This is a genomic window from Pseudomonas morbosilactucae (assembly GCF_023241665.1).
In the GTDB taxonomy this organism is placed as follows: domain Bacteria; phylum Pseudomonadota; class Gammaproteobacteria; order Pseudomonadales; family Pseudomonadaceae; genus Aquipseudomonas; species Aquipseudomonas morbosilactucae.
On the sequence record NZ_JALQCX010000005.1, the window covers coordinates 39,800 to 64,165 of the forward strand.

19 protein-coding genes and 2 pseudogenes are annotated in these 24,366 nt (G+C 62.2%); 11 read left to right on the forward strand and 10 right to left on the reverse strand.

Features of this window, described 5'->3' with window-relative positions; genetic code table 11:
* The first annotated feature begins 217 nt into the window (after window positions 1–217).
* Window positions 218–1,563, forward strand: a pseudogene (gene algB / locus M1B35_RS02135) (sigma-54-dependent response regulator transcription factor AlgB).
* Between the two features lie 10 nt (window positions 1,564–1,573).
* Window positions 1,574–3,358, forward strand: coding sequence for a KinB sensor domain-containing domain (locus tag M1B35_RS02140; RefSeq protein ID WP_123328081.1), 1,785 nt, complete (start codon window positions 1,574–1,576; stop codon window positions 3,356–3,358).
* A 9-nt stretch (window positions 3,359–3,367) separates the two neighbouring features.
* Here M1B35_RS02140 and M1B35_RS02145 read toward each other — a convergent pair whose 3' ends face one another.
* The 7 genes from M1B35_RS02145 to M1B35_RS02175 form a co-directional block, all read right to left on the reverse strand.
* Window positions 3,368–4,987 (reverse strand): EAL domain-containing protein, encoded by a 1,620-nt coding sequence (locus M1B35_RS02145; protein ID WP_268261101.1) that lies wholly within the window; start codon window positions 4,985–4,987, stop codon window positions 3,368–3,370.
* Between the two features lie 76 nt (window positions 4,988–5,063).
* A complete protein-coding gene (locus M1B35_RS02150) occupies window positions 5,064–5,843 on the reverse strand; it encodes an N-acetylmuramoyl-L-alanine amidase (RefSeq protein WP_268261102.1) in 780 nt (259 codons plus the stop codon).
* 103 nt (window positions 5,844–5,946) lie between these two features.
* Complete coding sequence (locus M1B35_RS02155; RefSeq protein WP_268261103.1) at window positions 5,947–8,178, reverse strand: diguanylate cyclase; 2,232 nt, start codon at window positions 8,176–8,178, stop codon at window positions 5,947–5,949.
* A complete protein-coding gene (locus M1B35_RS02160; RefSeq protein WP_123328077.1) occupies window positions 8,175–9,053 on the reverse strand; it encodes an endonuclease/exonuclease/phosphatase family protein in 879 nt (292 codons plus the stop codon). Before M1B35_RS02160 ends, M1B35_RS02155 begins: the two co-directional genes overlap by 4 nt.
* Before the next feature lie 13 nt (window positions 9,054–9,066).
* Window positions 9,067–9,696 carry a thiol:disulfide interchange protein DsbA/DsbL gene (locus tag M1B35_RS02165; RefSeq protein ID WP_123328076.1) on the reverse strand — a complete coding sequence of 210 codons (630 nt, stop codon included), beginning with the start codon at window positions 9,694–9,696 and terminating at the stop codon, window positions 9,067–9,069.
* 197 nt (window positions 9,697–9,893) lie between these two features.
* Window positions 9,894–10,499, reverse strand: coding sequence for a c-type cytochrome (locus tag M1B35_RS02170; protein ID WP_268261104.1), 606 nt, complete (start codon window positions 10,497–10,499; stop codon window positions 9,894–9,896).
* Between the two features lie 46 nt (window positions 10,500–10,545).
* Window positions 10,546–10,836, reverse strand: a complete 291-nt coding sequence (locus tag M1B35_RS02175; RefSeq protein ID WP_123328074.1) for a c-type cytochrome — start codon at window positions 10,834–10,836, stop codon at window positions 10,546–10,548.
* A 194-nt stretch (window positions 10,837–11,030) separates the two neighbouring features.
* Here M1B35_RS02175 and yihA point away from each other — a divergent pair, with 194 nt between their 5' ends.
* The gene (gene yihA / locus M1B35_RS02180; protein ID WP_123328073.1) at window positions 11,031–11,675 is read left to right on the forward strand and encodes a ribosome biogenesis GTP-binding protein YihA/YsxC; all 645 of its coding nucleotides are present in this window, start codon (window positions 11,031–11,033) and stop codon (window positions 11,673–11,675) included.
* A gap of 435 nt (window positions 11,676–12,110) precedes the next feature.
* On the opposite strand, the pseudogene polA reads toward yihA, so the two are convergent.
* A pseudogene (polA, locus tag M1B35_RS02185) lies at window positions 12,111–14,911 on the reverse strand (DNA polymerase I).
* A gap of 74 nt (window positions 14,912–14,985) precedes the next feature.
* Between polA and M1B35_RS02190 the strand changes: the two are divergent.
* Together M1B35_RS02190 and M1B35_RS02195 are read left to right on the forward strand one after the other, a co-directional pair.
* Complete coding sequence (locus tag M1B35_RS02190) at window positions 14,986–15,273, forward strand: DUF2782 domain-containing protein (protein ID WP_123328071.1); 288 nt, start codon at window positions 14,986–14,988, stop codon at window positions 15,271–15,273.
* Window positions 15,274–15,335: 62 nt separating this feature from the next.
* Window positions 15,336–16,286, forward strand: coding sequence for a homoserine kinase (locus tag M1B35_RS02195; protein WP_123328070.1), 951 nt, complete (start codon window positions 15,336–15,338; stop codon window positions 16,284–16,286).
* Window positions 16,287–16,401: 115 nt separating this feature from the next.
* Here M1B35_RS02195 and M1B35_RS02200 read toward each other — a convergent pair whose 3' ends face one another.
* Entirely contained in the window at window positions 16,402–17,322 is a 921-nt protein-coding gene (locus M1B35_RS02200) for a zinc ABC transporter substrate-binding protein (RefSeq protein WP_268261105.1), read from the reverse strand.
* Window positions 17,323–17,388: 66 nt separating this feature from the next.
* On the opposite strand from M1B35_RS02200, the gene zur reads away from it, so the two are divergent.
* The 4 genes from zur to M1B35_RS02220 are packed head-to-tail and all read left to right on the forward strand — an operon-like array spanning window position 17,389 to window position 20,194.
* Entirely contained in the window at window positions 17,389–17,871 is a 483-nt protein-coding gene (gene zur, locus M1B35_RS02205) for a zinc uptake transcriptional repressor Zur (protein ID WP_123328068.1), read from the forward strand.
* The gene (znuC, locus tag M1B35_RS02210) at window positions 17,871–18,656 is read left to right on the forward strand and encodes a zinc ABC transporter ATP-binding protein ZnuC (RefSeq protein ID WP_268261106.1); all 786 of its coding nucleotides are present in this window, start codon (window positions 17,871–17,873) and stop codon (window positions 18,654–18,656) included. Before zur ends, znuC begins: the two co-directional genes overlap by 1 nt.
* A complete protein-coding gene (gene znuB, locus M1B35_RS02215; RefSeq protein ID WP_268261107.1) occupies window positions 18,649–19,437 on the forward strand; it encodes a zinc ABC transporter permease subunit ZnuB in 789 nt (262 codons plus the stop codon). The genes znuC and znuB overlap by 8 nt, the downstream gene beginning before the upstream one ends.
* A gap of 37 nt (window positions 19,438–19,474) precedes the next feature.
* The gene (locus M1B35_RS02220; protein ID WP_268261108.1) at window positions 19,475–20,194 is read left to right on the forward strand and encodes a PA5502 family lipoprotein; all 720 of its coding nucleotides are present in this window, start codon (window positions 19,475–19,477) and stop codon (window positions 20,192–20,194) included.
* 44 nt (window positions 20,195–20,238) lie between these two features.
* Here M1B35_RS02220 and katE read toward each other — a convergent pair whose 3' ends face one another.
* The gene (gene katE, locus M1B35_RS02225; protein WP_268261109.1) at window positions 20,239–22,377 is read right to left on the reverse strand and encodes a catalase HPII; all 2,139 of its coding nucleotides are present in this window, start codon (window positions 22,375–22,377) and stop codon (window positions 20,239–20,241) included.
* Window positions 22,378–22,645: 268 nt separating this feature from the next.
* Here katE and M1B35_RS02230 point away from each other — a divergent pair, with 268 nt between their 5' ends.
* Both M1B35_RS02230 and M1B35_RS02235 read left to right on the forward strand, forming a co-directional pair.
* On the forward strand, window positions 22,646–23,653 hold the full coding sequence (locus M1B35_RS02230) for a methionine ABC transporter ATP-binding protein (protein WP_123328063.1): 1,008 nt from the start codon (window positions 22,646–22,648) through the stop codon (window positions 23,651–23,653).
* The gene (locus M1B35_RS02235; protein WP_123328062.1) at window positions 23,653–24,318 is read left to right on the forward strand and encodes a methionine ABC transporter permease; all 666 of its coding nucleotides are present in this window, start codon (window positions 23,653–23,655) and stop codon (window positions 24,316–24,318) included. Before M1B35_RS02230 ends, M1B35_RS02235 begins: the two co-directional genes overlap by 1 nt.
* Window positions 24,319–24,366 lie beyond the last annotated feature (48 nt).

The window sequence follows — 24,366 nt, forward strand, 5'->3', positions numbered from 1 at the left end:
AAAACTTAAACAAAGGGAACTTTGCCGAGGCCTCGACGGCCTGATCCACACGCGAGGTCCCAAGGGCTTCTGGGCGAAACCCTAAAAATTTCAAACAATTGGCTATTTCGGGCGCAGATACCCAACCGGCGCCCCGGCGAATCAATCAGAATTAACATTGCAACTTGCCCGATTTTTCCGGGACTAAAGAAGACTATTCATTAAAGGAGCCTGGGACATGGAATCAGCGCCGGAAAATCAAGGCCGCATTCTTCTGGTGGATGATGAATCCGCCATCCTGCGCACCTTTCGTTATTGCCTCGAAGACGAGGGCTACACCGTCGCCACCGCCAACAGCGCAGCCCAAGCCGATGCCTTGCTGCAGCGCCAGGTGTTCGACCTGTGCTTCCTCGACCTGCGCCTGGGTGAAGACAACGGCCTGGACGTGCTGGCGCAGATGCGTATCCAGGCGCCGTGGATGCGTGTGGTCATCGTCACTGCACACTCCGCCGTCGACACCGCCGTGGATGCGATCCAGGCCGGTGCTGCCGATTACCTGGTCAAACCCTGCAGCCCGGACCAACTGCGCCTGGCCACCGCCAAGCAACTGGAAGTGCGCCAGCTCTCGGCGCGCCTGGAAGCCCTGGAAGGCGAAGTGCGCAAACCCAAGGACGGCCTCGATTCCCACAGCCCGGCCATGAAAGTGGTGCTCGAAACCGCCCGCCAAGTGGCCAGCACTGATGCCAACATCCTCATCCTCGGCGAGTCCGGCACCGGTAAGGGTGAGTTGCCCGGGCCATTCACGGCTGGAGCAAGCGGGCGAAAAAATCCTGCGTGACCATCAACTGTCCTTCGCTGACCGCCGAGCTGATGGAAAGCGAACTCTTTGGCCACAGTCGCGGGGCGTTCACCGGGGCCAGCGAAAGCACCCTGGGCCGGGTCAACCAAGCCGACGGCGGCACCCTGTTTCTCGACGAGATCGGCGACTTTCCCCTGACGTTGCAACCCAAGTTGCTGCGTTTCATCCAGGACAAGGAATACGAGCGGGTCGGTGACCCAGTGACCCGCCGCGCCGACGTGCGCATCCTCGCCGCCACCAACCTCAACCTCGAGGACATGGTGCGTGACGGGCGCTTCCGGGAAGACCTGCTGTACCGTCTGAACGTGATCACCCTTCACCTGCCGCCACTGCGCGAGCGCAGCGAAGACATCCTGACCCTGGCCGACCGGTTCCTGGCGCGCTTCGTAAAAGAGTATGCGCGGCCGGCCCGAGGCTTCAGCGACGAGGCCCGAGAGGCCATGCTCAACTACCGCTGGCCAGGCAACATTCGCGAGCTGCGCAACGTGGTGGAGCGGGCGAGCATCATCTGCCCTCAGGAGCGGGTGGAGATCAGTCACCTGGGCATGGCCGAGCAACCGACCAACAACGCACCGCGCATCGGCGCGGCCCTGAGCCTGGACGAGCTGGAAAAGGCCCATATCGGCGCCGTGCTGGCCACCAGCGATACCCTCGATCAGGCAGCCAAGACCCTGGGCATCGACGCTTCGACGCTGTATCGCAAACGCAAACAGTACAACCTGTGAGCGCCCCCCGATGAAACTGGCGATGAAGCTGCGCACGCGACTGTTTTTAAGCATCTCGGCGCTGATCACCGTGGCCCTGCTCGGGCTGTTGCTGGGGCTGGTCAGCGTGATGCAGATGGCCAAGACCCAGGAGTCGCTGATCCGCGACAACTTCATCACCCTGGACCTGGGTCTCAAGCTGCGCCAGTCCCTGGGCGACCATCTGATCATTATGCTCAGCGACACCCACGACCCCAGGGCCCTGGACGCCTCCAAACAGCACTACCTGCAGTTGCTGGACCAAGGCCTGGCCCATGAACAGCAAAGCCGGGTGGACAGTGGCTTCCAGAAGGCCCGCAGTGACTACCTGGAATTCATTGATGCCTTCGAACGCAGTGTCGAGTCCAACGACAGCCGCACCAAGGACGAACTGACCGCACGCTTCAACACCCTGCGCAGCGGCCTGATCAATGAGCACAAGCAGGCCCTGGACAACATCAATGAGCTGGAGCGCCAGGCCCACGAGCGTGCGTTGTTGGTGGCGGGGGTACTGGGGCTGGTGGGCGTGGCGGTGCTGATCATCGGCTTTATCACCGCTCACGGCATTGCCCGACGCTTCGGCGCGCCCATCGAGGCCCTGGCCAAGGCGGCGGATAACATCGGCCAAGGCAACTTCGAAGTGACCCTGCCTATTTCCTCGGCAGCGGAAATGAACCTGCTGACGCGCCGCTTCGGAATCATGGCCGAAGCCCTGCGCCAACATCAGGCCACCAATGTCGATGAGCTGCTGGCCGGTCAACAACGCCTGCAAGCGGTGCTCGACAGCATCGACGACGGCTTGCTGATGATCGATCGCCAGGGCCGTCTGGAGCACCTCAACCCCGTAGCCCAACGCCAGTTGGGTTGGGACGAAGATCGCCTGGGCCAGGGCCTGGGCAGCGCTCTGCAACGCCCGGAGCTGGATGAACAACTGCAAATGGTGCTGCGCGGCGGCGGCCTGGAGCGGGTCCCGGAGGACCTGAGTATCGAGGTCGACGGCGAATCACGCCTGCTGACTTATAGCCTGACCCCAGTCAGCCACACCCAGGGCCATATTCTCGGCGCGGTGATGGTGCTGCACGATGTCACCGAGCAGCGGGCCTTCGAACGGGTGCGCAGCGAATTCGTGCTGCGGGCCTCCCACGAGTTGCGTACCCCCGTCACGGGCATGCACATGGCCTTCGGGCTGTTGCAAGAGCGCCTGCACTTTTCCGAGGAGTCCCGCGAGGCCGACCTGCTCAATACGGTCAATGAAGAGATGCAACGCCTGATGCAGCTGATCAACGACCTGCTGAACTTCTCTCGCTATCAGAACGGCCTGCAAAAACTCACGCTGGCCCCCTGTGACCTCGAGGACCTGCTGCAACAAGCCCGTGATCGCTTCAGCGAGCAAGCCCGTGAGCAGGACATCGAGTTGCTGATGGACCTGCAAACACCGCTGCCACGCCTGCACGCCGACCAGCCCCAGTTGGAACGGGTGCTGGACAACCTGATCGACAATGCCCTGCGCCATACCCCCCGGGGCGGGCAGATCCAGCTGCAGGCACGGCGTCACGGAGAACGGGTGATCGTCAGCGTCGAAGACAACGGTGAAGGCATCGCCTATGGCCAGCAAGGGCGGATTTTCGAACCCTTTGTCCAGGTCGGACGCAAGAAGGGCGGCGCGGGGTTGGGCTTGGCCTTGTGCAAGGAGATTGTGCAATTGCACGGCGGGCGCATGGGGGTCTATTCGCGGCCTGGGCAAGGCACCCAGTTCTACCTGGCCCTGCCGCTTTAGGGCGGGTGCTCAGGCTTCGTCGTCGATGCGCCGGGGCGCCAGTCTTCGCCCACGGGTAATCAACTCGATGAACTGCACGGCGCTCAGGGCATGGGCGAACAACCAACCCTGGCCGTAACTCACGCCTTCGCTGCTCAACAGCAGAGCCTGGTCCTCGTACTCGATACCCTCGGCAATCACCTTGAGCTGCAGGGCATGGGCCATGCGGATAATGTGCGGCGCCACGCCACTGCTGGCGGCATCGTGCCCCAGGGCGTCGATAAACGCCTTGTCGATCTTCAGGCAATCCACCGGCAGGCTTTGCAGGTAAGCCAGGCTGCAATAACCGGTGCCGAAATCATCGATCAGCACCTGATGCCCCAAGTCCCTCAGGGCCTGCAAGTTGTCGCGGGCCACCACCACGTCGATCAGCCCACGCTCGGTCACCTCGAAGGCGATCTGCCGTGCCGCCACCTTGTGCAGGGCCAGCAGGCGGGTCATGACCAGGCCGATGCGCGGCACCATGACATCGCAGGCGGCCAGGTTGACCGAGATGTACAACTGCGGATTGGCCCGTAGCAGATGCCCCAGTTGCTCCAGCAAACGTTGCAGGACGAAATCGGTGATTTGGCGGATCTGCCCAGTGTTCTCGGCCAGGGGAATGAACAGGTCGGGGCTGGTCAAGGTACCGTCCGGCCGCCGCCAGCGCAGCAGGGCCTCGGCGCCGACGCAGTGACGGCTGCTGAGGTCGAAGATCGGCTGATACAGGACCTGCAATTCGCCGCGACGCACCGCCCCCTGCAACTCTGCGCCCAATGACTGGCGCTGGCGCACCAACTGATACACTAGCCCGCCGATAAACAGCGACAACACCAGGCTCACCGGCAACAGCCACCACCAGTCATCAAGCATTTCCGCTTGCAGGCTGGCGCGCGGGGTAATCAGCACCAGTTGGTACTCCGGGGTGCGGGTGGGCATCCGGTAGATCAACTGGGTCGGGGTCAATTGCAGGGCTTCGTGGTCGTTTCGCGGCCAGGCATCAGCCGGTGGCCAGGCCTGGGCCAGCCCCAGCACCGGGATGGCCCGGGTGCCGTGGTCGAGTACCACCATCAAGCTGCTGCCCGCCGGCAGGTCCACCATGTCAGTCAAATGGCCGCGGGAGGTGGCGACGCGAAAGTTGCCGCGCCCGAGCATCAGGGCCGCCAGGTTTTCGTTGGGCTGGGTGGAGGTGTTGAGCCAGTAACTGTAGGTTGGCCCGCGAATATCCGGGGCTCGCGCCGCCGCCAGGCTGTCCTGGCGCGGCCAGTTGGAACAGGCCTGGGTGGCATCGATATAGGCGGCTTCGTAAATGAAGCGATAGCTGAAACTGACCTGTTGCAGGGCCGCCACCATCTCGCCACTGCATTCTCGCAGCGGCTGGCGCTCCAGCTCGTCCAAGCCTTCACGCAGTTGGCCGAACAGCTGCTCAAGGCGTTCGAGGAAGCGCTGCCCCTGGGCATTCATTTGCTGGCTTTCGCGCTGGCGCGCCTGATGCATCGCCAGCACCCCACTGCCGACCACCAGCAAGCCCGCACTCAGCACAGCCGCAAGCGTCGCCAATAACCAGGGGCGATGGAACCAAGTGCGCGAGGGCTCGCGAGGGGCGGGCATTATTGGACATCCGAAGGATTACCAATGAGTTATAGCTGCTGATGGAGAAAGCGCGCAGACCGTCGGGCGGGCGTCATTATTTTGTCTGGTTGAGCACCTGCAAAATAGCCGCGCTTTCAGCGTCCGGGGTGCCGTCGAAACGTGCCGGACGATAGTGCATCTGGAAGGCCGCTAGCACGTGGCGAGTCGCTACATCCCACTCACCGGTCTGCGGCGTGCCATAACCCAGGTGCGCAAGCTGTTGCTGGAACCAACTGATACTCGGCAACTGGTTCGCGTAGAGCGCCTGCTGGTCGGCCACTGCCTGGGCATTGGGCCACTGGCCAAGGCCCGCTTCCGCCAGGCGCTTCCAGGGGAACAGCGGGCCCGGATCGAGCTTGCGCAACGGTGCAATATCGCTGTGGCCGATGATGTGCTGCGGCGAGATGCGGTTGCGCTGGCTGATGTCTTTGAGCAGCACGATCAGGTTCTGGATCTGCGCTTCGCTGTAGGGGTACCAGAGGCGCCCGGTGGGCGTGTCGCGGAACCCCGGGTTGACGATCTCGATCCCGATGGAGCTGGAGTTGAGCCAGGTACGGCCCTGCCACTCGCTTTCGCCGGCGTGCCAGGCGCGGTAGTTCTCGTCCACCAGTTTGTAGACGGTCGCGGCCTTGTCATCGCCGATCAGGTAATGGCTACTGACCTGGCCATGGGTCAGCAAAGCCAGGGAGCGTTCCAGGGACGCGGAGGTGTAGTGCACCACGATGAATTGCGCGCGGTTGTCGAAGTTGACCGAGGGGTGGCTGGTGTCGATCCGCGGGCCGCTGGCGCAACCGGCGAGGGCTAAAAGGGAGAAGGCGAGAGCAAGAAATTTCATGGCAAGGGGCAGTACGCTGAAGACAGTAATGCAACAGTGTAACGGAATGCCCCCAGCCGAACCGGCAAAAGCGCGGCTTGATACAAAATTCGCTGGCTGCCCGTCAGCCCAATTCCACCCGGTTACGGCCGGCGTCTTTGGCCCGATACAGCGCCTGATCGGCTCTTTTGATCACCAGATCGCCCCGTTCTCCCGGCTTGAAGGCGCTCACGCCAATGGACACGGTGATCGTCACACGCTCGCCCTTGAAGTGAAACGGACAGGCTTCAATGGCCGCTCGCAAGGCTTCCAGCAACCGGCTGCCCACCGGCCAGGGCGTGTTGGGCATCAACAGCACAAACTCTTCGCCACCGAAGCGGGCAATGAAATCGCTGCCCCGCAGCCGTTTGCGCAACACGCTGGCGATGATCTTCAGAACCTTGTCGCCGGCCAGGTGGCCATAGTTGTCGTTGATGCGCTTGAAGTGGTCCAAGTCCAGCATCGCCAGCAACAGCGTATTGCCGTGCTGCTGCCACTGGCTGACTTCGTGCTCCAGGCGTTCGCTCCAAGCGGCGCGATTGGGCAAGCCGGTGAGGGGGTCGATCAGGGCTTTCTGCCGCTGTTCTTCCAGGTGCTCACGGTAACCCTGGGCCTCCTGCTCCATGCTTGAGACCCGCTCCGCCAGGCTTTGCAAGCGTGTGGCGACTTCTCGCTCACGCTCGTCGCGCTGCTTCTGGTGCTGGTCCATGGTGCCTAGCAGCCCTTCCAGATGACTCTCCAGCACCTGCTTGAGGTCATCCAGGTCGGCGGCTTCCTGGACGCTGCTTTGCAGGCCATCGACCTGCTCGCGAATCTGGTTGTCCATGGCCCGGGCGGCGGAATGGCTTTCGGCATGCCCTTCGCTGGCGGCCTGCAGATTGTTCTGGAAAGACTCCAGGCGCTCATTGAGCTGCTTGAGGTAAGTCTCGAATTCATGCTGGCCACTGTCGGTGATCGCCAGCATCAGTACGGCCAGGTCATCGAGGATCGGCAGCAGTTCGTACCAATTCAGGCCGTGCTCCAGGCGATCGCGCATGGCTTCCGCCTGGGGCCGATGGCGTTCGGGCAGGCTCAGGTCATCCAACAGCCCCAGCAAGGTGCTTTCGATGTGCTTGGCCACCGAGCTGTAGGACGGTTCTGGCGAGTCCGGCAGGGCGTAGAGCACGTCCTCTTCAGGCTGTTCAGGGTCGATCGCCGCCAGGGCTTCGGCCATGACCGCCGGCAGGGGCAGGCTGTCGAGCAGCGCCACGGATGGCGTACTGCCCTCGGTCGCCGGTGAAGGCGGGAGCAGTTCGTCAGGATTGAGCAACGCTTCCGGTGTCGGCTCCGAGGGGGCCACGGCAACAGGTGCGGGCGGCTCGGCTGACGGGCTTTGCGCTTGATCGGCCTCGACAACAGGCGCTGCGACAGCAGGCGCTGCGACAGCAGGTTCGGGCTGCAGCACCGGAGGTACAAAGGCCGTGACCTGCGCCGCCGGCGGTGCTTCCGCAAGCGGTTCGGGGGCTGTCGAGGAGGCCGGCGCGGGCGTAGGTTCTGGTTCTGGCTCTGGGTCGAGCTCAGGCAATCCCTCGATGCCGGGCTGGATCAGAGTTGTAGCCGGCAGTTGGTCCATGACCGACGGTACCGGTGTCACCGAGGCCGGTTTGGCAGGCACCGAAGCGGGCGGCGGATCAAACGCAGGCATCACATCGTCGGCGTCTTCATCATCTGGCGATGCTGATGGCGATGGCTTTGTCGCGGGGGTCGAACTCGGCGCCGGGGCTTCGCTGACAGCGTCTTGCGAATCTGCCTCACGGGCGCCGAACAAGCGCTGGAGGAACCCGGGGCGGTTCGTCTCCTCCTCAGGATTGCCCAGCACGCTCAGGGCCTGACCCTGCAAGCCACTGAGTTCGCCCAGGAGCAGAGGAATCTCTCGGGCCTGACTGACCCGACTGTCCAGCTGCTTGGCGAACTTCTTCAGCGGGCGGCTGACTTCCCGGGGTAGTGGCAAAGCCTGAAGCTGAGTGACCAGGGCCGTCAGGGCGCTGCTCATCTGATTCATTCGGGTTTCGCGGCGCTGCTCGGAGTCGAGCACGGCTTTTTCCAGGCGCGGCAACAAGGCTGCCAGGCCCGCATCCATGTCGTCGCTACGCACTACGTCGCGCATTTCCTTCATGCACTGGTCGACGGCGCGGTCAGTCCCTTCTGCCGCCAGGGTGCTGCGCACCAGGCCACGACGCAGCAAGTCGAGGCGGGCATCCCAACGACGCTCGAGCTTTTCCTGTTGTTCGATGCTTTTAAGGTATTTCTCTTTCCAGCGCTGGGCGTCGTCGCTCATTCATCGGATCCGCGAGGGGCAGTGCTCAACACGGGGAGGGCATCGGCCGTGAGCAAACCCGGCAAACGAATCTCTACCGCGACCGGCAGGTGATCGGAAATGGGTTGGGCCAGGACTTCGACACGCTCCAGAGTCAGGCTGGGGCTGAGCAGAATGTGGTCCAGGCAGCGTTGGGGGCGCCAACTGGGAAACGTCGCTTCCAGTTGTGGCGCAAGCAAACCAAGGTCGCGTAAGGGCGAGTGCTCCAGCAGGTCGCTGGCGTGGGTGTTCATGTCACCCATCAATACCTGATGCCGGTAGCCGCCGATCAGCTCGCGGATATACGCAAGCTGCCGGGTGCGGGTTCGAGCCCCCAGCGCCAGGTGCATCATCACCACCACCAGCGCTTCAGGGCCTTCGCCGAAACGCACGAGAATCGCCCCCCGGCCTTTGGGGCCAGGCAGCGGATGATCTTCAATCGCCCAGGGCTTCAAGCGACTGAGCACGCCATTGCTGTGCTGGCCCAGGCGTCCCAGGTTGCGATTGAGTTGTTGATACCAATAGGGGAAGGCACCCAGCTGGGCCAGGTGTTCCACCTGATTGACGTAGCCTGAACGCAGGCTACCGCCATCGGCTTCCTGCAGGGCCACCAGGTCGAAGTCGCCCAGCAGGTTGCCGATTTTTTGCAGATTGTCGGCACGCCCGGTGTGGGGCAGCAGGTGCTGCCAACCACGGGTCAGGTAATGACGATAACGTTCGGTGCTGATACCGACCTGGATGTTGAAGCTGAGTAAACGTAAACGGCTATCGGCCGGCAGCCCAGTCGACGTCAGATGATGCTCATTGACCTGCGCATCATGCAGGCCAACCAGCCGTTCATTACCCCAGCGCGACATGGCGGGGCGCCGCTTACTTGGCCGCTCGCTCTTTGGCGATCAACTGATCGGCCACGCTCAACACGCCTTCAGGACCACCGGCGCTGCCGAGATCGAAGCGGTATTTGCCATTGACCACCATGGTCGGCACACCAGAGATCTGATAGGCCTGGGCCTTCTTCTTGGCGTCCTCGACTTTGCCTTTGACGGCGAAGGAGTTGTAGGTGCTGAGGAACTTGCCCTTGTCGATGCCTTCACCCGCCAGGAAGTCAGCCATTTCTTCCGGCGTGGCGAGTTTCTTGCCACCGTGGATGGCTTCGAATACCGCCTTGTGGACGTTGTGTTCGACGCCCATGGCTTCCAGGGTGATGAACAACTGGCCGTGAACGTTCCAGATACCGCCGAACATCGCCGGAATACGCACGAAGTTCACGTCGGCAGGCAGTTTTTCAACCCATGGATTGATGGTCGGCTCAAACGCATAGCAATGGGGGCAGCCGTACCAGAACAGCTCGACGACTTCGATCTTGCCAGGCACCGCAACCGGAACGGCGCTGCTCAACTCAACAAATTGTTTACCGGCTACAAGGGGCTCGTCGGCTTGAGCGGTCACGCCAAACAGGCTGGCGGTGACGAGAGCGGCGCTGAGGATCAGATTACGCATGCTTTACTCCTGAACAATTAGGTCGCCTCGCGCGACCTGGCTTCAGACAGGTCATGGCGGGCTTGAGTTCGCTAGTGTAGCGGCAGACGCCATAAAAAAGGGCGGCCTGAGCCACCCTTTATGCTTGCACCGTCAGATTAATCGACCATTAACATCGCCGCCATCATGCGCCAGCGACGATGCCGACCAGACGCGTTTTAGTGCAGACCTTGAATGTAGCTGGATACCGCTTCGATGTCCTTGTTGCTCAGCTTCGCCGCGATGCTGCGCATGATCATGGTGTCGCCATCGTTGGTGCGGTTGCCTTCACGGAAGTCGGTCAACTGCTTGCCCACGTACTGCGCGTGCTGGCCACCCAAGTGAGGGAAACCGGCCGCTGCGTTGCCCGTGCCGTTAGGCGAGTGGCAACCGGTACAGGCCGGCATGCCCTGGTCCAGCTTGCCACCTCGGAACAGCTCTTCACCGCGAGCCACGACCTTGGGATCCGCAGCCCCGACGCTGCCTTTCTGGCTGGCGAAGTAGGCGGCGATGTCGGCCATGTCCTGATCACTCAGGTTGGTCAGCAGGCCGGTCATTTCCAATACTTGGCGCTTGCCGGACTTGATGTCGTGCAACTGCTTGTTCAGGTAACGCTCACCCTGACCCGCAAGCTTTGGAAAGTTTGGCGCCATGCTATTCCCGTCAGGGCCGTGGCAGGCACCACAGACAGCGGCTTTCGCCTGACCGGCAGCAGCATCGCCTGCAGCATGGGCAACACCTGTGATACCCAAGGTCAACAGCAGACTCACGATTAATTTGTTCATCAGCTAATCCAACTACGGCTAAGGGTTAAAGAGTTATGGACCGGGATCACTCGCTCATCCACTGGATGATGACTTGGTAATCCTCGGCACTGCAGTCCATGCACAAACCACGCGGCGGCATCGCCTTGAAACCCTGGGTTACGTGTTGCACCAGCGTCTCCATACCTTGCGCCAGCCTCGGCGCCCAAGCTTCCTGGTCGCCCTTGCGGGGCGCCGTGGGTAGTTGGCCGGAATGACAAGCCCCACAAACACGGTTGTACACAGCTTCCGGATCCTGTGTAGCCTGAGCGCTGTAAAGCGGCATCAAGACACCGGCAGCTAGCAGCCATTTCGTCATAAAACGACCTATTCAGGGTTGAGAGCGTGTTGCGTTCTAATGCGCAATCAAGGTCTGTCGCTCTCGTGAACTTCGCCCTACGCTGGGACAAAGCACACACAAAATCTGCGGCATTATATACTGGCGCTACTGAAACGGAAACGACACCGCTTGCCGCACCCATTCTCGGCACCGCCCCTATTCTCGGAAATCCCATGCAACTGAAAAACCCCATCCTCGGCCTGTGCCAACAGTCCACCTTCATGCTCAGCGCCGCCAAAGTCGACCAGTGCCCAGACGATGAAGGCTTTGAAGTGGCCTTTGCCGGCCGTTCCAACGCTGGCAAGTCCAGCGCTTTGAACACCCTGACTCACGCCAGCCTGGCGCGGACCTCGAAAACTCCGGGCCGCACACAGCTGTTGAACTTCTTCAAGCTAGACGACGATCGCCGTCTGGTCGACCTGCCCGGCTACGGTTACGCAAAAGTACCCATCCCGCTCAAGCAGCACTGGCAGCGTCACTTGGAAGCCTATCTGGGCAGCCGCGAGAGTTTGAAAGGCCTGATTCTGATGATGGACATCCGTCATCCAATGACCGACTTCGACTTGCTGATGCTCGACTGGGCCGTCGCCAGCGGCATGCCCATGCACATCCTGCTGACCAAAGCCGACAAGCTCACCTACGGCGCCGCCAAGAACACCTTGCTCAAGGTGCAGGCAGAAATTCGTAAAGGCTGGGGCGACACCATCACCATCCAACTGTTCTCCGCCCCAAAACGCATGGGCCTGGAAGAGGCCTACACTGTGTTGGCGGGCTGGATGGAACTGGCAGACAAAGGCGCCGAAGAAGCAGAAGCCTAAGCGCTAGAAAGAAATTAGAGGAAAACTGTCTGTGGGGTGATCAGGCAAGGCAAAAGCGTGGTGCGAAAGCGGAGTTTACTGGCTGTAAATGAGCATTTCGCACCGCGCTTTTAACGCAGCATGGTCATTCCACAGGCAATTTTCGGGCAAAAAAAACCCCGGACTTCGTATGGGGAGGGGGAAGTTCGGGGTTCAAGTTCCGGACCGCTAGGGCGGGGTCCAGATATCTGCCAACACTTAACACAACATAGGAGCATCGAAGGGCTTCACCAGCCATTCAGTAACTCTGAGTCGGCTTTCACTGAGTTAGTTCCGCAGCGCTGCAAAAACTATTGGAAATAACCAATAAAATGTTCTGCGCTAATAGCCCTTCGCCAGTTTTTACCGCGACACCCTGCCGCGGTAAAAACCGCTCAAAAGCCCTGAAAAAGCGCGTTAGTGAGCCTCGTCCCAGTTGTTACCCACGCCCACTTCCACCAATAGCGGCACGTCCAGGGTTGCCGCACCGCTCATGTAGCCACGGATTTCTTCGCGAACCTGGTCCACCAAGTCTTCACGGACCTCCAGGACCAATTCGTCGTGCACCTGCATGATGACTTTGGCATCCAGGCCCGACGCGGTCAGCCATTGATCCACCGCCACCATGGCCTTTTTGATGATGTCCGCCGCAGTGCCCTGCATCGGCGCGTTGATCGCCGTACGTTCGGCGCCAGCGCGTTCCTGAGGTTTGTTGGAGTTGATCTCGGGCAGGTACAGCCGACGCCCGAAGAACGTTTCCACATAGCCTTGATCCGCGGCCTGGGCACGGGTGCGCTCCATGTATTCGCGAACCCCCGGGTAGCGTGCAAAGTAGGTGTCGATATAGGCCTTAGCTTGCTTGGTGTCGACGCCAATATCCTTGCCGAGCTTCTGTGCGCCCATGCCGTAGATCAGGCCGAAGTTGATGGCCTTGGCGCTGCGGCGCTGGTCAGAGGTGACGTCCTTGAGCTCAACCTTGAACACTTCCGCTGCAGTAGCGGTGTGCACGTCGAGGTTATTGCGGAAGGCATTGAGCAGGCCCTCGTCCTTGGACAGGTGAGCCATGATTCGCAGCTCGATCTGCGAATAGTCCGCCGCCAGCAGTTTGTAGCCCTTCGGCGCGATAAACGCCTGACGGATGCGCCGCCCTTCAGCGGTGCGCACGGGGATGTTCTGCAGGTTCGGATCACTGGAAGACAAACGCCCGGTGGACGCCACGGCCTGGTGGTAAGAGGTGTGGATGCGACCGGTGCGCGGGTTGATCTGCTCCGGCAGGCGATCGGTGTAGGTGCTTTTCAGCTTGCTCATGGAGCGGTACTGCATCAGCACCTTGGGCAGCGGATAGTCATCTTCCGCCAGCTTGGCCAGCACCTCTTCGGCGGTGGATGGCTGGCCCTTGGCGGTCTTCTTCAGCACCGGCAAACCAAGCTTTTCGTAGAGGATCGCACCCAGTTGCTTGGGTGAGCCGAGGTTGAATTCTTCACCGGCGATCTCGAACGCTTCACGCTCAAGCGCCACCATCTTGTCGCCAAGCTCGATGCTCTGCACGCCCAGCAACTCGGCATCCACCAGGGCACCCTGGCGCTCGATTCGCGCCAGCACCGGCACCAGCGGCATTTCAATGTCGGTCAAGACACTGGCCAGGGTCGGGATCGCGGCCAGTTGCTGGTGCAGGTTCTGGTGCAGACGCAAGGTCACGTCCGCATCTTCGGCGGCGTAGGGCCCGGCCTGTTCGAGAGCGATCTGGTCGAAAGTCAGTTGCTTGGCACCCTTGCCGGCGATGTCCTGGAAGCTGGTGGTGGCGTAATCCAGGTACTTCTGGGCCAGGCTGTCCATGTCATGACGGGTCGCTGTGGAGTTGAGCACATAGGACTCAAGCATGGTGTCGAACGCAACACCCTGCACGTTGATACCGTTGGCCTGGTCGCCGCCGATGGCACAGTTGGCCAGGATGTTCATGTCGAACTTGGCGTGCTGGCGACCTTGAGCAGCTGCGGGTCTTCCAGCAGCGGCTTCAAGGCCAGCAGCACGGTGTCGCGGTCCAACTGGTCCGGCACACCGATATAGGAATGGGTCAGCGGGATATAGGCGGCTTCGCCTGGCTGTACGGCGAACGACAAGCCCACCAACTGCGCCTGCTGCGCATCGATACCCGTGGTTTCGGTGTCGAAGGCTATCAGCTTGGCGCTCTTCAACTTCGCCAGCCAGGCGTCGAAACGCGCTTGGTCGAGGATGGTTTCGTACTGCACTTCGACAGCCACCGGCGCCTCGGCTTCGGCAGGCGCCGACTCATCGACCGCCAGTTCCCCCTGAGCCACGCCACTCAGCTCGACGCGCTTGGCATCGCGTTGCAAGTCGTCGAGCCAACTCTTGAACTCCAGCACGCTGTAGAGCTCGGCCAGTTTCTCGCGGTCGGGCTCGCCCAAATGCAGGTCGTCCAGGCCCACGTCCAACTCCACATCGACCTTGATGGTCGCCAGACGGTAAGAGAGGAAGGCCATTTCCTTGTGTTCTTCGAGCTTGGCCGGCAGGGTCTTGGCCCCACGGATCGGCAAGGTCGGGACGATATCGAGCTGCTCGTACAACTCCTTCAGGCCACCGTTGACCCCCACCAGCAGGCCGGAAGCGGTCTTGGGACCAATGCCCGGCACGCCCGGGATGTTGTCAGAGGAGTCGCCCATCAGCGCCAGGTAATCGATGATTTGCTCGGGAGCGACGCCGAATTTCTCCTTCACGCCCTCCACATCCATGCTGCTACCGGACATGGTGTTGACCAAGGTAATGTGCCCGTCGACCAACTGCGCCATGTCTTTGTCGCCGGTGGAGATCACCACCGGCCGGTTGGCCGCCGCGCTGCTGCGGGCCAGGGTGCCGATCACGTCGTCCGCCTCTACGCCTTCAACGCACAACAGCGGGAAGCCCAGGGCGATCACGCTGGCATGCAGCGGCTCGATCTGCACCCGCATGTCGTCGGGCATGCTGGGGCGGTTGGCTTTGTAGTCAGCGTACATGTCGTCGCGAAAGGTCCCGCCCTTGGCGTCGAACACCACGGCGAACGGGCTGTCCGGGTACTGCTTGCGCAGGCTCTTGAGCATGTTCAACACGCCCTTCACCGCGCCGGTGGGCAGGCCTTTGGAGGTGGTCAGCGGCGGCAACGCGTGAAACGCGCGGTACAGATAAGAAGAACCGTCCACCAGGACGAGGGGGGCTTGGCTCATGAGCACGATCAACCTTTTCGGCGGGTCCGGCGCTAGAATAGCGGGACCGTTGACGACAAAGGGACAAGGTTATCATGCGCACACTGAATCGCTTGCTGCTGGCCGGCTTGATTGCAATCGTACCCTTGGCAGCGATTGCGGCGGAGGATGCGCCTTCAGCGGATCCGGACGTCACCATTCGCACGGAAGGCGACAAGACCATTCAGGAGTACCGCCAAAACGGTTTCCTGTACGCCATCAAGATCACACCCAAGGGCGGTAAACCCTACTTCCTGGTGCGTGCTGATGGCTCCGACGGCAACTTCATCCGCTCCGACCAGCCCGATATGCTGATCCCGGCGTGGAAAATTTTTGAGTGGTAAACCGCTCTTGACTTCAATTGGCGCTGGCTCGACTGCGGCGCCCGTACTGGCAGTTTTTAACCATGTCTGTGTTCACCCCCCTGGCTCGGCCCGAGCTGGAAACCTTTCTCGCCCCCTACGGGCTCGGCCGCCTGCTCGATTTCCAGGGGATTGCCGCTGGTAGCGAAAACACCAACTTCTTCATCAGCCTGGAACAGGGCGAGTTCGTCCTGACCCTGGTCGAGCGCGGCCCGGTCCAGGAAATGCCGTTCTTCATCGAGCTGCTCGACGTGCTGCATAACGCCGACCTGCCAGTGCCCTATGCGCTGCGCACCACCGACGGCGTGGCCCTGCGGGAACTGGCAGGCAAGCCGGCGCTGCTGCAACCACGCCTGGCAGGCAAGCACATCAAGGAAGCCAACGCCCAGCATTGTGCCCAGGTCGGCGAGCTGCTCGGCCACCTGCACGTGGCCACCCAAGACAACATGATCAAGCGCAAAACCGATCGCGGCCTGGACTGGATGCAGGCCGAGGGCGCGCAACTGCTGTCCCACCTGAACCCTCAGGCCCAGGACCTGCTGCAACGGGCACTGGATGAAATCGTCGCGCAGAAAGTCGCGATCCTGGCGCTGCCTCGGGCCAATATCCACGCCGACCTGTTCCGCGACAATGCCATGTTCGAAGGCACGCACCTGACCGGGCTGATCGACTTCTACAACGCCTGCTCGGGGCCGATGCTCTACGACGTGGCCATTGCCCTGAACGATTGGTGCTCGGACGCTGATGGCGTGCTCGACGGCCAGCGGGCGCGGGCCTTGCTCGGCGCCTACGCGGCACTGCGGCCGTTCACGGCGGCGGAGGCCGAGTTGTGGCCGACCATGCTGCGCGTGGCTTGCGTACGCTTCTGGCTGTCGCGACTGATCGCCGCCGAAAGCTTCGCCGGCCAGGACGTGCTAATTCACGACCCCATGGAGTTCCAGCAGCGTCTGGCCCAGCGCCAACAGGTGCACATCGCGCTGCCGTTTGCCCTCTGAAATGCATCGCGGGCAAGCCCGCTCCTACAGATTCGTGTCGCCCGCCACCATGGGAACGACCCCTCGTTTGTAGAAGCGGGCTTGCCCGCGAAAAGCGCTGCGCAACAATCCCGGCTTAAAGCTGTTCCAGGCAGCCTGCCAGGTCATTCCCCAGCTTATCCAGCACCTGCTCATAGCCTTGGGCTGTAGCTGGCGTGTACCCGCCCAGCGCATCCAGCTCCGCCAGTGTCACCGGCAAGCCCGCCACCAGGGTTTCTGCCAACCGAGGGCGCAACGGCGGCTCGCTGAACACACAGGTCTTGCCCACTTCCTGCAGGCGCTTGCGCATTGCCGCCACGTGCTGCGCGCCTGGCTGCACCTCGGCGGCCACGCTGAAAACACCGGCGTGCTTCAGGCCATAGGCGTCTTCGAAGTAATCGAAGGCTTCGTGGAAGACGAAGTAAGGCTTGCCGGCGACCCGGGCCAGGCGGCTTTTCAAGCGCCCGTCCAGGGCATCCAGGCGCTCATCGAACGCCTTGAGGTTGCTGGCATAACGCGCAGCATTGGCCGGGTCGGCTGCACTCAAGTCAGCAGCCATACGGGCAGCAATGACACGGGCGTTGACGGTGGACAACCACAGGTGGGCATCCAGGCTGCCCGGGCGGTGATCGTGATCATGCTCGTCGGCTTCGTCCGCATGGGAATGGCTGTCTTCGGCAAAACGCCGCAGCTTCATGCCCGGCAGGTCCTGCACCGCCACCGACGGCAGGCTCCGGCCTTTCAGGACGCGGGGCAGAAAGCCTTCCATGTCCGGGCCGATCCAATAGAGCAGCTCCACCGACTGCACCTTGCGCACATCGGAAGGCCGCAATGCGTAGTTATGGGGCGATGCACCCGGCGGCAACAGCACTTCAGGCACCGCAATACCGTCCTGTACGGCGGCGGCAATCAATTGCAGGGGTTTGATGCTGGTCAGCACCCGCACCTCGGCTTGAGCGGCACCCATCACGGACCACGCGAGGATAAAAGCGACAAAAAGGCTAAAAAGTCTGGACACGATGGACACTCGAAGAGGCGAGAACGGGTAACATAATAACGTCTCTCACAAACCTCGTCGCCGCTCATGCCTAAAACACCCCTTGCCAGCCGTCCCCACGACCACTCTCACTGCGTGCACAGCGCACTGTCTGAGGCCGACGCCCTGTGCGCCCGGCAAGGCCTGCGCCTGACGGCACTGCGCCGGCGGGTGCTCGAGCTGGTCTGGCAGAGCCACAAGCCGCTGGGCGCCTACGACATCCTCGCGGTACTCAGCGAGCAGGACGGTCGCCGCGCCGCGCCGCCCACCGTGTACCGGGCCCTGGACTTCCTTCTGGAAAACGGCCTGGTGCACCGCATTGCATCCCTCAACGCCTTCGTCGGCTGCAACCACCCGGAACATGCACACCAGGGCCAGTTCCTGATTTGCAGGGAATGCCACGCCGCCATCGAGCTTGAACAAAAAACCATCAGCGACGCGATTGTCCACAGCGCCCGCGACGTCGGCTTCGTGGTGGAAGGCCAGACCGTGGAAGTGGTCGGCCTCTGCTCGGGTTGCCAGGGGGCTTGATGAGCACTGCGTTGATCCGCCTCGAGCAGGTCGCGGTGACCTTTGCCGGGCAAAACGTCCTGGATAACATCCAACTCAGCGTCGAGCCGGGGCAGATCGTCACCCTGATCGGCCCCAACGGCGCCGGAAAGACCACCCTGGTTCGGGCCGTGCTCGGCCTGCTCAAGCCCGACAGCGGCAGCGTTTGGCGCAAACCCAAACTGCGAGTCGGCTATATGCCGCAGAAGCTGCATGTCGACCCGACCTTGCCGCTCTCGGTGCTGCGCTTTTTGCGCCTGGTGCCGGGCGTGGACCGCACCCGCGCTTTGGCGGCGCTCAAGGAAGTGGGCGCCGAGCAGGTGATCGACAGCCCGGTGCAAAGTGTTTCCGGCGGTGAAATGCAGCGTGTGCTGCTGGCCCGGGCGCTGCTGCGCGAACCCGAACTGCTAGTGCTCGACGAGCCGGTGCAAGGTGTCGACGTGGCCGGCCAGGCCGAGCTCTACAGCCTCATCACACGCCTGCGCGACCGCCACGGCTGCGGCGTACTCATGGTCTCCCACGACCTGCACCTGGTGATGAGCACCACCGACCAAGTGGTGTGCCTGAACCGTCACGTCTGCTGTTCCGGGCACCCGGAGCAGGTCAGCGGCGACCCGGCCTTTGTCGAACTGTTCGGCAAGAACGCGCAAAGCCTGGCGATCTATCACCACCACCACGACCACGCCCATGATTTGCACGGGTCAGTGGTTGCCGAGGCCCCGACCGGCCACGCCCATGTTCACGGAGAAAGCTGCAAGCATGGCTGATTTTCTGCTCTACGCCCTGCTTGCAGGCCTGGCCCTGGCGCTGGTTGCCGGCCCGCTGGGGTCCTTCGTGGTCTGGCGGCGCATGGCCTATTTTGGCGACACCCTGTCCCACGCCGCGCTGCTCGGCGTGGCCCTGGGCTTCCTGCTGGACATCAGCCCGGCTGTGGCCGTGACCGTCGGCTGCCTGCTGCTGGCGGTGTTGCTGGTGACCCTGCAACAACGCCAACCCCTGGCATCCGACACGCTGCTGGGGATTCTCGCGCCCAGTACCCTGTCCCTGGGCCTGGTGGTACTAAGCTTCATGCATGAAGTGCGCATCGACCTGATGGCCTACCTGTTTGGCGACCTGCTGGCGATCAGCCCCGGCGACCTGGCCTGGATCCTCGGCGGCAGCGCCGGGGTGCTGTTGCTGCTGGTGTCCTTGTGGCGACCGCTGTTGGCGATCACCGTGCACGAGGAACTGGCCAGGGTCGAAGGCCTGCCCGTGGCCTCCCTGCGCCTGGCGTTGATGCTGCTGATCGCGGTGGTGATTGCCGTGGCGATGAAGATCGTCGGCGTTTTGCTGATCACCTCGCTGCTGATCATTCCAGCGGCAGCAGCCCAGCGCCACGCCCGGTCGCCGGAGCAGATGGCCTTGGGCGCGAGCCTGCTGGGCATGCTCGCGGTGTGCGGCGGGCTGGCCTTGTCCTGGTTCAAGGACACCCCGGCCGGGCCGTCGATTGTGGTCACTGCCGCCGCACTGTTTCTGCTGAGTTTTGTTCTGCCCCGTCGAGGGGTGTAGACTTGCTCGCTTTTTGCGCAATTAGAGAGTCGCAGGAATGAAGCCGTTCGCCTCCCGTTATCTGCTCCTTGTTGCATTTTCCCTGCTGCTGGGAGCCTGCCAAAGCACGCCGCCCGCGGCCACCCAGGTCCCGGATGCACGGGCCACGGCCATCGCGCAGCTGGAACAAAACATCGCCAGCAGCGAGTTGGCCACCGCCGAAGACCAACTGGCAGCGTTGCAGGCCCAGTCGCCCAACGATCCGCAGCTTGAGCAATACCAGCGCCAGCTGGCCGAAGCCTATTTGCAGCGCAGCCAGATCGTCCTGCAAAAAGGTGACGTCAACGCCGCCGCTACGGCCCTGAGCCGTGCCCGGGCGCTGATGCCCAAGGCGCCGGCCCTGACCGGTGGCGTCAACAGCGCCATCACCCACGCTCGCAAAGCCGAGTTGGACCAGGCCGAGGCCGCCCTGAAAGCCGCCGAAGCTCGCCCAGTGGCCAAATTGATCGACCCGACGGCGGAAAGCACCACCATTGCGCTGAACATCCGCGATATCAAGCAACTGCGCCGACAACTGGACGCGATTGCCACCGATGTCGTGAATTATGAGTGTGAAGTGAGCATCCAGGCGCCCCGTACCCAGGATTACCCGTGGCTGGCCACGCTGCTGAGCAAGCGGGTGAAAAAACTGGACAGCACCTTCGACCTGAAGATCGAGCGCCAGATCCTGCGGCACATTCCCGCACAAATGGTGCTGATCCCACGCAAGGCGCAATAACGCCCAGGGTCGGCCAGCCCGGGCTGGCGACCGCGGCACGCTCTTTAGGCCGGCACGGCCTTGGCTTTCGCCTCCCTGTCCCAGACCCGATGCTCAGCCATCGCGGCAAACAACGCTTTGAACAGCTGGGCATCCTTGCCAACGATCAAGCCGGCATCCGCCTCCAACCTCAGCACATCCAGCAATTGCCCGGCATCCCCGTGCAGGGCGATAGCCTTGAGGTGCTTGTAGGCTTCCAGCAGGTAATGCAGAGCCACGCCATCGCTGCTCAGCGCCTTGATCGAGGCCGCACCACCCGGCACAAACACCGCATCAAACGCCACCGACGGCAGCCCCTCCATCGAGGCATCCACCGGCAACTGTTTGCCATCGGCGGTGGTCACTGGCGCCGAGGTCGGGCCAAGCAACTTGGCATGGGCCCCTTCGGCTTTCAGGGCCTGCTGAAAAGCACTGATCGCCGCCCCATCGACGCCATTGGCCGCCAGAATTGCTACTTTTCGGGTTTTTATACCGCCCGGCAGCAAGTTGGCCTGGCTCAACGCCGGCGAGCGCGCCAACGAGGTCTTGCGCTCGGCCACCGTGGGCGCTTTCGGCGCTGGCAGGCCGAGGTTCTGGGCTACACGGCCGGCCAGTTCAAGGTCGATATTGGCAAGGATCTCATTCACCTGCCGCTCACGGATCCACAAGCGCTCGACCTTGCCCAACTCAAAGCTGTAGGCCGCGATGATGTGCTCCTGCTCGTGCTTGCTCATGCTCTTGAAGAACAGCCGGGCCTGGGAGAAGTGATCGCCGAACGACTCACTGCGCTGGCGAATCTTGTGGGCGTCGATCCGTTCGTTGTAACTCTCAAAACCGCCATCCTGTGCGGCCGCCGGCGTTTCCTTCGGCCAGCCGCCATCGATGGAGTTGGGCTCGTAGGACGCCCGCCCCTTGTCGATGGTGGTGCGGTGCATGGCATCGCGCTGGCCATTGTGGAAGGGCGCCACTGGCCGGTTGATCGGCAGTTCGTGGAAGTTCGGCCCGCCCAGGCGGCTGATCTGCGTGTCGGTGTAGGAAAACAACCGGCCCTGCAGCAGTGGGTCATTGGAGAAGTCGATACCCGGCACGATATGCCCCGGGCAGAAGGCGACCTGCTCGGTCTCGGCGAAGTAGTTGTCCGGGTTGCGGTTAAGCACCATTTTGCCCAGGGGCGTGATGGGCACCAGCTCCTCGGGAATCAGCTTGGTGGGGTCGAGAATGTCGAAGTCGAAACTGTGCTCGTCCTCTTCGGCGATGATCTGTACGCCAAATTCCCATTCCGGGTAATCCCCCCCTTCGATGGACTCCCACAAGTCCCGCCGATGGAAGTCGGTGTCCTTGCCGGCGAGCTTCTGCGCTTCATCCCAGACCAGGGAACAGGTGCCCACCGTTGGCCGCCAGTGGAACTTGACGAAGCTCGACTGGCCCTCGGCATTGATCAGGCGAAAGGTGTGCACGCCAAACCCCTGCATGCTGCGCAGGCTTTTCGGAATGGCCCGGTCGGACATGGCCCAGATCACCATATGGGCCGATTCGGGCTGCAGGGAGACGAAGTCCCAGAAGGTGTCGTGGGCCGAACCGCCAGTGGGTATTTCGTTGTGGGGCTCGGGCTTCACCGCGTGTACAAAGTCGGGAAACTTGATGGCGTCCTGAATGAAGAACACCGGCATGTTATTGCCCACCAGGTCGAAGTTGCCCTCGTCGGTGAAGAACTTCACGGCAAAGCCGCGCACGTCACGCACCGTATCGCCGGAACCGCGAGGCCCCTGCACGGTGGAAAAGCGCACAAACACCGGGGTCTGCTTGGTCGGGTCAGAAAGGAACCCGGCCTTGGTCAGGGCCGAGTGGTTGCCGTAGCTCTGGAAGTAGCCATGGGCGCCCACGCCGCGCGCATGGACGATCCGCTCGGGGATCCGCTCATGGTCAAAATGGGTGATTTTCTCCCGCATGATGAAGTCTTCCAGCAACGAAGGCCCGCGGGCACCGGCTTTCAGGCTGTTCTGGTTATCGACGATCTTGACGCCCTGGTTGGTGCGCAACGCCTGTTCGGTGGCATCGGAACGGAAGGGCTCCAGGCTCTCCAGCTTGCTGTTGCTATTGCCCCGATCCAGGGTGTCAGTCCCGGCCAGCTGGCTTTTGCGGGCGCTTGGCTTCTTGGTACTCATCAGACAAAAACTCCTCGTGTGCAAAATCCCGGGCGAACCCGGGCTTCATGAGCAAGTTGTCCAGGCACGGTACCTGGACACTTTGGAGTGGCTAAGTAGTGACTGATGAGCGAAGAGCACCGTTCCTTTTTTATGACCTTTGATCGCGTTATTGCCAAATGGAAGGATGATCGCGAAATAAATGCTAAGAACCTCTATACGGACAGGCTAAAATGCCCGCCCGGCTTACCGCTGACCCCTTTTCAACGCGCCCCACAAGGTTCGCTACGTGATCGAGTTTCAAGACGTCCATAAAACCTACCGGGTTGCCGGCAAGGATATTCCCGCTCTGCATTCGACCAACCTGCGGGTCGAAAACGGCCAGGTGTTCGGCCTGATCGGCCACTCCGGGGCGGGTAAAAGCACCCTGTTGCGCCTGATCAACCGCCTGGAAAACCCCAGTGGCGGCAAGATCATCGTCGACGGCGAAGAAGTCACCGCCCTCAACGCCAACGGCCTGCGCCGTTTCCGCCAGCAGGTCGGGATGATTTTCCAGCACTTCAACCTGCTGGCGTCCAAGACCGTGGCCGACAACGTCGCCCTGCCACTGACCCTGGCCGGCGAACTGTCCCGCAGCGAGATCGACAAGCGGGTCACCGAATTGCTGGCCCGAGTCGGCCTGGCCGACCACGCCAAGAAGTACCCCGCCCAGTTGTCCGGCGGCCAGAAGCAGCGCGTCGGCATCGCCCGCGCCCTGGCGACCAAGCCGAAAATCCTCCTGTGCGACGAGGCCACCAGTGCCCTCGACCCGCAAACCACGGCGTCGGTCCTGCAACTGCTGGCCGAGATCAACCGTGAGCTGAAGCTGACCATCGTGCTGATCACCCACGAGATGGATGTGATCCGCCGCGTCTGCGACCAGGTGGCGGTGATGGACGCCGGGGTCATCGTCGAGCAAGGCTCGGTGGCCGAGGTGTTCCTGCATCCCAAGCACCCGACCACCAAGCGCTTCGTCCAGGAAGACGAGCAGATCGATGAAAGCGAACAGCGGGACGACTTTGCCCACGTGCCCGGGCGCATCGTGCGCCTGACCTTCCAGGGCGACGCCACCTACGCGCCGCTGCTGGGCACCGTGGCCCGCGAAACCGGCGTGGATTACAGCATCCTCGCCGGGCGCATCGACCGCATCAAAGACACCCCTTACGGGCAATTGACCCTGGCCGTGACCGGCGGTGACATGGAAGCGGCCTTCGCCCGCTTCACCGCAGCGGACGTCCACATGGAGGTGCTGCGCTGATGGATACCTTCTTCGCCAACATCGACTGGCTGGAAATCTGGCTGGCCACTGGCGACACCCTGATGATGCTCGGCGGTTCGCTGCTGTTCACCGTGCTCCTGGGCCTGCCCCTGGGCGTGCTGCTGTTCCTCTGCAGCCCGCGCCAATTGCTCGAGCAAAAGAACCTCTACGCGCTGCTGTCGCTGGTGGTGAACATCCTGCGCTCGCTGCCGTTCATCATCCTGCTGATTGTGATGATCCCCTTCACGGTGCTGATCACCGGTACGTCCCTGGGCGTCGCCGGGGCCATTCCGCCGCTGGTGGTGGGCGCCACGCCGTTCTTTGCACGCCTGGTGGAAACCGCCCTGCGTGAAGTGGACCGTGGCATCATCGAGGCCACCCAGTCCATGGGCGCCACCACCCGCCAGATCATCACCAATGCCTTGCTGCCAGAAGCCCGCCCGGGCATCTTTGCAGCCATCACCGTGACCGCGATCACCCTGGTGTCCTACACCGCCATGGCCGGCGTTGTGGGTGCCGGCGGCCTAGGCGACCTGGCGATCCGTTTCGGCTACCAGCGTTTCCAGACCGATGTGATGGTGGTGACGGTGATCTTGCTGTTGGTGTTGGTTCAGGTTCTGCAAACCGTCGGCGATAAGCTGGTGGTGCACTTTTCCCGCAAATAAATGCAATGCCGGCGCCCGGGACCGGGCGTCTTACAAGGAGCTTGTTCG